The organism is Thiocapsa sp., from assembly GCF_035467215.1.
In the GTDB taxonomy this organism is placed as follows: Bacteria; Pseudomonadota; Gammaproteobacteria; order Chromatiales; family Chromatiaceae; genus Thiocapsa.
In genome coordinates this window covers 1-7,632 of record NZ_DATITZ010000091.1, presented here as the reverse complement: position 1 = coordinate 7,632, position 7,632 = coordinate 1, and the positions used below count along the sequence as shown (strand labels likewise).

Sequence of the window (7,632 nt, the reverse complement as noted above, 5' to 3'; positions counted from 1 at the left end):
GGACAGGTGACTCGCTCCTCCCGGCAGCTCCCGCATTGGTTTGACGTCGATCGGTGGATACGCCTTACGTGAGGAGCCGTGTACGGACCCGTACGCACGGTTCTGTGGGCAGACGGGGCTTCGGCCCCTCTGACCCGATCCAGCCCGCGCCAAGTGCATTGGACCAAAACCCGGCAACATGGCGGTTTGGTGGATGGGTTTCGCTGCGCTCTACCCATCCTACAGGTTCTTCAATCCGGGAGACCCAACCGGTCCGCGAGACCTACAGGTTCTTCAATCCGGGAGACCCAACTGTCCGCGAGACCTTTGACCAGATCCGCAACCTCTTCGGGACGCTCCTCGTGGGCGAGGTGCCCGAGACCCGGCAGCGAGATGACCTCCGCGCTCGGAAGGCGCTCGCGCACGCGGCGGGCCTCGGACGGGGACACCGTCAGGTCGCCTTCGCCGACGACCAAAAAGAGCGGTGGCTCTAGACGGCTCAGGTCGGGCGCAAGCGCGGCCAGATCCCAGTTCGCCATCATGGCGAGGCTGGCGCCGACATGCGAGGGATGACGGACCAGGCGCTGATAGAGGTCGACGCCGGCCGGCTCCAGGGCCGAGCCGGTGCTCTCGACCAAACGCTCGACCACCCGCCGGTCGGCGGCGCGCCGGGCGAAGAGACGCGCGACCAGGACATTCGCGGCCATCAGCTTGGCGGCGGGTGAAAAGATGTGTGCCGGGAGTCCGCGCCAGGGCATCAGTGCGCCGTTTAGACTGACTAAGCCGCGCGGTTGGATGAAGCCATCCAATGTCATCCGGATCAGGATCGCCGCACCCGCCGAGTGCCCGAGAACGAGATCGGGCGTGCAGTCGAGCTCGCGAAGAAGGGCGTGAACCGCCGCGGCCATGCCGGGCAATGACATGCGTTTCGACGGCAAGGCGCCGGTGAACCCGTGACCTGGGAGATCGGGCGCAATGACGGTAAAGCGATCGGCGAGCGCGGGGGCAAAGGCGCGCCAGGAGTGGGTCGCGGCACCCGTGCCGTGGAGCATGAGGAGTGTCGGACCAGCGCCCATCTGCTGGACGTGCCAGCGCAGACCGCCGGCCTCGACGAAGCGGCTGGCCCCACGATTGGGCCAGTCGCGACCTTCGATGTCCCAGCGCGGCGTATCGGCCATCATGCAACGCCCGCAAGGATGAGTCGATCGCGGGGCGGTGGAGGGGTATGCGACGCTGTGCTCCGGCCTCGCTTCCGAAGAGTCGAGTGCAACTCGACGATCCCGGGCTGTGCGCCATTGGGGGGCATCAGCGCGTTCCCGGGCTCATCCTGCTGCGCGCACGGCATGGGACAGCGAGGTCGCGTCGGCATGCGGCAAGGGCAGATAGCGCGCACCCATCTCGACGGCCAGATCGCGCCCCTGCTGCTGCGGACGCGGCGAGGTGTCGATCACCAAGGAGGTGATCTCGACCGAGCGCACCAAGCGCGCCGCGGAGAGAGCATCTTCGTTGGCCCGGGCCCGCCCGCCGGTGCCGTCGCGCGCCACGTTGGCGCGACCGTCGGTCATGATGATGAGGATCGGCGTGCCGCCCCGGCGCTTGACCGAATCGGCCAGCATCATCCCCAGATCGATCCCGGATGCGAGCGGCGTACCGCCGCCGCCCGGCAGGCTGGCCAGCGAGCGTTTGGCCCGGACCAACGAGCGTGTCGGCGGCAACAGCACCTCGGCGAACTGACCGCGGAAGGCGACCAGTGCGACCCGGTCGCGGCGCACGTAACAGTCCGCCAAGAGCAGCTCGACCGCGCCCTTGGCTTCGGCCAGACGATGCAGCGCCGAAGACCCCGAGGCATCCACGACGAAGATGGTCGTGGTCTCGGAGCGATGCTTGAAGCGGGTGATGCGAAAGTCGTCCTGCCGGATCTCGATGCGGTTGGACTCGCCTCCGAAGCGCGCGACCTCTTCGCGCCGCAGACGCTGCCAAGGTGCGGCGGCACGCAATGTCTCGACCACGTTCAGACGCAGACCGGCCCGCGGCTCGCCGCGCAGGACACCGGCCGGGCGCCCGCGCAGGGGTGCATTCTGGACCGCACCGGCCTTGCCGGTGGCACGGGCGCGCGAGCGCCGCAGCTTGCCGAGCTGGAGCTGCGCGAGCAGATCGGCCGGGATCGCCGCCTTGGCGGCTTCGAGCACCTGATCTTCGAGCTCTTTGGGCTCCTGCTGATCCTCGCCCTTGTCCTGCTCCTGATCCGGCTCTTCCGGCTCGGGCGGAGGCGGCTCGTCGGGCGGCTGCTCCATCGGCGGCAGCATGGTCGCACGCGGGGCGAGCACCAGTCGGCCGGCGACGGCCAAGTCCTCGTCGGTGACCTCGGTGCGGCCTTCAAGCGCGGCGGCGGCGCAGGCCGCTCGGGCGGCAAAGATGGAGGCGCGAAGCGAGGGGATCCCCAAGGCCAGCGCGGTGCTGCAGAGTGCCTCGATCTGGGCCTCGCTGACCTGAATCCCGGGAAGCAGGACACGCGCGGCGAGGATCTCGTCGGCGTCGTAGTCGCAGGCGACCGCCTCGTGAACCCGAATATGTGTCAGGTCTTGATGGAATGCCAAACGGTCGAGCAGTGCGTTGAGCAGCCCCTCGTCGTCGCCGACGCCCTCGTCCAGCGCGACCACGGCGAATCGCGCCGGCGAGCGCATCGCCAAGCCATCGCGTTCGAGCACCACCTCGCCCGAATCGAAGGCCATGGTCAGACGCGCCGCGGTACCGGCGGCAATCCGCTCGGCCATCGCCAGCTCGACGATCCCGCCGTTGGCCTCGACCAGCAGACCGCGCTCGGCCACCGGTCGGCCGGCGCTCAGTGTCGCGGCCAGATCCAGACCGCCGAGCAGACGCCCGTCCGAGACATGCAGCGGGATACGCCGCATCGGCGTGCCGGGCGGCTGCAGGTCGCGCATGATCTGCAGCCACTGATCGCGCACCGGGCCGGCGAGCGAGCGCAACGCGACTCCGCCGGTCCCGACCGGATCCACGGACATGAGGGCGGCCGCAAGCACGGCATCCTCCCATCGCGAAACCCCGGCCTCGCCGCGCGGACGCTCGGGCTCCGACTCGGGCATCGCCGCAGGACTGCTCATTCCCCGAATAACTCCCCGACAGCACGCTCTACCCGACTGGTCGAGCCAGACTCGTCCAGAGGATCGCGGCGCAGGCGGTGCCGCAGCGCGGAGGCGGCGACCTGAACCAGATGCTCGTCCAGCACCACGGCATCGCCCTTGAGTGCGGCAAAGGCGCGGGCGGCGCGGATGAGGGTCAGCTCGCCGCGCAGTCCGTCGGTACCCAGCTTGATGCAGAGCCGTCCCGCCTGCTCCAGGGTCGCGTCCGGGACCTCGACGGTCGGCAGAAAATCACGCGCCTTCTGGATCTGGTTGCGAACCTTGCTGTCCTGCCGCTTCCACTTCAGCACGAAGGCAGGCGGGTCGCGCTCGAACTCGTCGCGCAGACGCACGACCTTCATGCGGGTCGGCAGATCCTGCGGGGTCTTCACCTCGACCGACAGACCGAAGCGATCCTGGAGCTGCGGGCGCAGCTCGCCCTCCTCCGGGTTGCCCGAGCCGACCAGCACGAAGCGGGCGGGATGACGAATACTCAGACCCTCGCGCTCGACCAGGTTCTCGCCTGAGGCGGCCACGTCGAGGAGCGAGTCGACGAGATGGTCCTCCAGGAGATTGACCTCGTCGATGTAAAGGAATCCACGGTGGGCACGGGCCAAGAGTCCGGGCTCGAAGGCCTTCTCGCCCTTGGTCAGGGCGCGTTCCAGATCCAACGCACCGATGACGCGGTCCTCGGTCGCACCGAGCGGCAGATCGACCACCGGCACCGGCACCATTCGGCTCTTGAGCGGACCCTTGGCACGTTTGGTTCGGCACTCGGCGCAGAGCGCGTCCTCGCCCGCCTCCGGATCGCAGTTATAGACGCAGTCGACCGCACGCATCTTCGGCAGCAGCGCCGCGAGACCACGAATCGCCGTGGACTTACCCGTCCCGCGATCACCGAAGACGAGAACGCCGCCGATCGAGGGATCGATGGCCGCAATCAACAGGGAGCGCTTCATCTCCTCCTGGGCGACGACAGCGGAAAACGGAAACGGGATGGGCATACGCGGCGAACCTGGTTGCAGTGAGATTGGATTGCAGTGTGTTGTGGACCGAAGGATACGGGGCGCGACCCTAGCGCCCCGACTTCAGTCAGGTCAAGCGGAGTCGGTCAATGCGAAGGCGTTTTTACGCAAATCAAGCGTGATTTGAGCTCTTTTGGCATCGGCTTGAGCGCGCCTGGGTCGGAGACCGGCTCCGGGCGGACTTCGGAATGGTCGTTACAAGCCTCGGGCATCCAGCCACTCGCCGACGACGGCCTCGAACGCCTGCGGACATTCTTCCTGCGGGACGTGCCCGCAGCCCTCGATCACGGCGAAGGTCGCGTCCGGCAGCGCCTCCGCCACGCGCCGACTGTCCTCGATCGGCACCAGCCGATCGGTCTCCCCGCTGACCAGCAGGACAGGGATCGTCACATCCGCCAGATGCGCGCTCACCGTCACCGGCGCCGAGAGCGACAAGGCCAGCAGCTCGCCCCAAGCGAGATCCCAACCCCCAATCCGGGTGTGAATCCCGAACTGCGCACGGCGCTCCTCCGCGATCTTGCTTGCATCGGCGTAGGACAGATCCATCAAGGCGCCATCTTCGCCCAACTTGCGCGCGATCAATAGACTCAGACGACGCATCTGCGGCAGACTGGCCAACCACTCGGGCAGGGTCGGACGCGTGGCGTAGACCCAGGGCGCCACCAGGATCAGGGCCGACACCCGCTCGGGGTGCGCCAACGCCGCCTCCAGGGCGAGCGTCCCGCCCGAGGAATTCCCGACCAGGACCGCGCGCTCCAGCCCGAGGGCATCCATCACCGCAAAGAGCTGGGTGATGGCGGCCTCCTTCGAGTAGGGATTCGGACCGTCCCAGTCGGCCCGGGTCGGCTTGGCGCTGAGGCCGTACGGAAGCTGATCGTAGGCGACCGCCTGACCCCGAGCAGCGAAGGCGTCGAGCACCGGCTGCCAGGTCCAGGCGTTGAAGGTGAAGCCGTGCAGCAGGAGGAAGGCCGTTGCGTCGGACGGCGCCCGGGACGAAACCGGCGACGACTGCTCGAGATAATGGACCGCAAGCCCCTCGGTCCCCGCGAACGGAATCCCGACGAAACGACTTTCGGCCGACGCCGCCTCGGCGTTGGAGGCGAGCCCGTCGCTCGGCTTCCCCGAGATCAGAAAAGGCCCGGCAACGACCGCCAAGACGACAAGTACAACAAGACCAGCCAACACCCTAAGGAGAATTCGAAGCATGTCCGTTCCTTCATTGACGAGCCCGACAACGAGCGGGGCGCTCGTTGCCGCTCATGAGCCCCGGCACGACCTCCGGGGGGCAAGCGCATGACGAGCACCGACATTGCGCCGATGGAAGAAGGTCCTTCGAAGGGACTCGACCAGATCTCGTTGCTCAGCAGCGACGAGCGGCTCAAGGGGCGTCCGCGTCTGTGTAGCGACTGCGGCTTCTGCGACAGCAGCCTCAAGCTGCTAATGTCGCAGACCTGCACCTTCGTGCGCAACCAGACCCCCGGAATCGAGCAGCGTCTGCACGGTCGCACCCGCCAAGCCGGCGAAGAAGGCCGCTTCGGGATCTATCGCGCCATGTACGCCGCCCGGATGGCACGTCCGAATCCCCATGCGCAATGGAGCGGGATGGTCACGACCCTGGGCGCGCGCCTGCTCGAGCAGGACAAGGTCGACGCCGTTATCACCACCGCCGCCGCACCCGGGACGCGCTTCAAGGCGCAGCCCGTGCTGGCGCGTACCCCCCGGGAGGTCCTGGCGACGGCCGGCAACAAACCTTGTCTCTCCCCGGCGCTGAGCCTGATCGACGCGGTGCGAGAGCAAGGCATCAAGCGTCTCGCCGTCGTGGGCACCGGCTGCCAGGTCCATCAACTGCGCGCCGCCGAGGCCGAGCTGGGTTTGGAGCGCCTCTACGTCATCGGCATCCCCTGCAGCGACAACGTCAGCTATCCGGATCTCGAATATTTCCTGACCCAGGTCTCCAAATCGCCCGAGACCGTCGTGCATCACGAGTTCATGCAGGACTTCAGCCTCTGGATGCGTCACGAAGACGGCCACGTCGAGCGCCTGAACTACATCGACTTCCCGATGGACAAACTCCACGGCATCTTCCCGTCGTCCTGTCTCTCCTGCTTCGACTACGCCAACACACTCAGCGACATCACCATCGGCTACATGGGCGCCCCGCTCGGCTGGCAATGGGTGATGGTGCGCACGCCCACGGGCGAGGAGCTCTTCGAGATGCTCCGCCCGGAGCTGGAGATCGGCGAGCTGACCGAGTCCGGCGACCGCAACCGCGGAATGCCGCGCTACATGGAGCGCCTGAGCCATCCCCCCGGACAGAAACGCCCGCCGATGCCGATCCGCAAGCTGGTCGCCATGCTTCAGCGCACCCGCGGACCCAAGGGACTGGAGTTCGCCCGCGCGGTCATCGAGATGAAGCTGCTGCGCAACCTCAACTACGTCCGCAGCAAGTTCCCCAAGTTCGAGTCGCGCGTCGTGCCCGGCCACGTCTACGAGACGCTCAAGCCCTACTCGGAGCTTTACGAGCAGACCTTCGGGCGGCCGCTCGCGCCAACGGCGGCGGGGTCTTCGTCCGAGGGATAGGCGGGCGCGATGGCTGGCGGAGGGTGTCGATGCAGGAGGCAGTGGCACCCGCCGTCGATGACCCGGGAGGCGCGGCGTTCGAGGCCTGTTTTCGCGACTGGGTCGAGGCGATCCGCGAGGTCATCCCCGGCGAGGTCATCGCCATCGACGGCAAGACGCTGCGCCGCTCGCACGATCGCGGCAAGGTCCAAGGATTGTCGAAATCGTCGCGTGCTGCGGCCATGCTCATCGGCCCTCCGGGTGCGAGACCTGGGGTCGGCCGCAGAATACACGATAAGGTTATTCTATACGGATGCCTTTCCTCATCAGCCAAGTCAGGCCCGAGACAATCAATCCGCCCCGCATGCGATGCCTTCAGGCATCGAGCGCTGTCGCGCATCCTCTGCGCCTGGGCGGATTTGTTCAGCCTACAACTCCAACGCGGCGCGGACTATCGCGAGCTGCAGCCGGTCTATGCCATCTGGATCCTCGACGGGACGCTGTTTCGGGATCGGCCCGAGTATGCCCACCGCTACCGGTGGCGTGACGACCGCAGTCGTTCGCTCGTCGATCACGGTAGCATCCGCGTCTATGAACTGAGTAAATTCGATGTCGAGCCGGTCCAAAGCGATGCCGAACGCTGGTTGAAATTTCTCAAGGACGGGGAGACCCTGGATCCGACCCGGCTCCCCGCCTGGATGCCCCCCCATCATGAGGTCCGCGATGAGCACGCTGAACGCCTTTTCCGAGAAGGAGCGCGATTACCACCGGTATCAGTCGCGCCAGGAGGCCCTGCGCGTGCAGCGCGCCGTCGCGCAGGAGCTCGAAGCGCGGCGCGCCGCCGAGAAGGCAGCGCTCCGAGTGGCGGAGGCCGAGCGCAAAGCCAAGGAGGCCGCACTCCAAGACAAGGAAGCGGCGCTCGCCGAGAT

6 protein-coding genes and 2 pseudogenes are annotated in these 7,632 nt (G+C 67.2%); 4 read left to right on the top strand and 4 right to left on the bottom strand.

The features are described from left to right. Positions 1-230: 230 nt before the first annotated feature. From bchO to VLR48_RS04845, 4 genes are all read right to left on the bottom strand, one after another. Positions 231-1,157, bottom strand: coding sequence for an alpha/beta fold hydrolase BchO (gene bchO / locus VLR48_RS04860; RefSeq protein ID WP_325290696.1), 927 nt, complete (start codon positions 1,155-1,157; stop codon positions 231-233). Positions 1,158-1,301: 144 nt separating this feature from the next. Further along, positions 1,302-3,101, bottom strand: a complete 1,800-nt coding sequence (locus VLR48_RS04855; protein ID WP_325290695.1) for a magnesium chelatase subunit D — start codon at positions 3,099-3,101, stop codon at positions 1,302-1,304. After that, positions 3,098-4,123, bottom strand: a complete 1,026-nt coding sequence (bchI, locus tag VLR48_RS04850) for a magnesium chelatase ATPase subunit I (protein ID WP_325290694.1) — start codon at positions 4,121-4,123, stop codon at positions 3,098-3,100. Before bchI ends, VLR48_RS04855 begins: the two co-directional genes overlap by 4 nt. Positions 4,124-4,339: 216 nt before the next feature. After that, positions 4,340-5,350 carry an alpha/beta hydrolase gene (locus VLR48_RS04845; RefSeq protein WP_325290693.1) on the bottom strand — a complete coding sequence of 337 codons (1,011 nt, stop codon included), beginning with the start codon at positions 5,348-5,350 and terminating at the stop codon, positions 4,340-4,342. Positions 5,351-5,437: 87 nt separating this feature from the next. Here VLR48_RS04845 and VLR48_RS04840 point away from each other — a divergent pair, with 87 nt between their 5' ends. The 4 genes and pseudogenes from VLR48_RS04840 to VLR48_RS04830 all read left to right on the top strand — a co-directional run. Further along, positions 5,438-6,724 (top strand): Coenzyme F420 hydrogenase/dehydrogenase, beta subunit C-terminal domain, encoded by a 1,287-nt coding sequence (locus VLR48_RS04840; protein WP_325290692.1) that lies wholly within the window; start codon positions 5,438-5,440, stop codon positions 6,722-6,724. 74 nt (positions 6,725-6,798) lie between these two features. Then, positions 6,799-6,918: pseudogene (locus VLR48_RS20205) on the top strand (ISAs1 family transposase); the annotation flags it as partial. A gap of 27 nt (positions 6,919-6,945) precedes the next feature. Further along, positions 6,946-7,317 (top strand): annotated as a pseudogene (locus VLR48_RS20200) (hypothetical protein); the annotation flags it as partial. A gap of 109 nt (positions 7,318-7,426) precedes the next feature. Beyond that, the coding region (locus VLR48_RS04830; protein WP_325290690.1) for a hypothetical protein at positions 7,427-7,632 on the top strand (206 nt) is incomplete at its 3' end.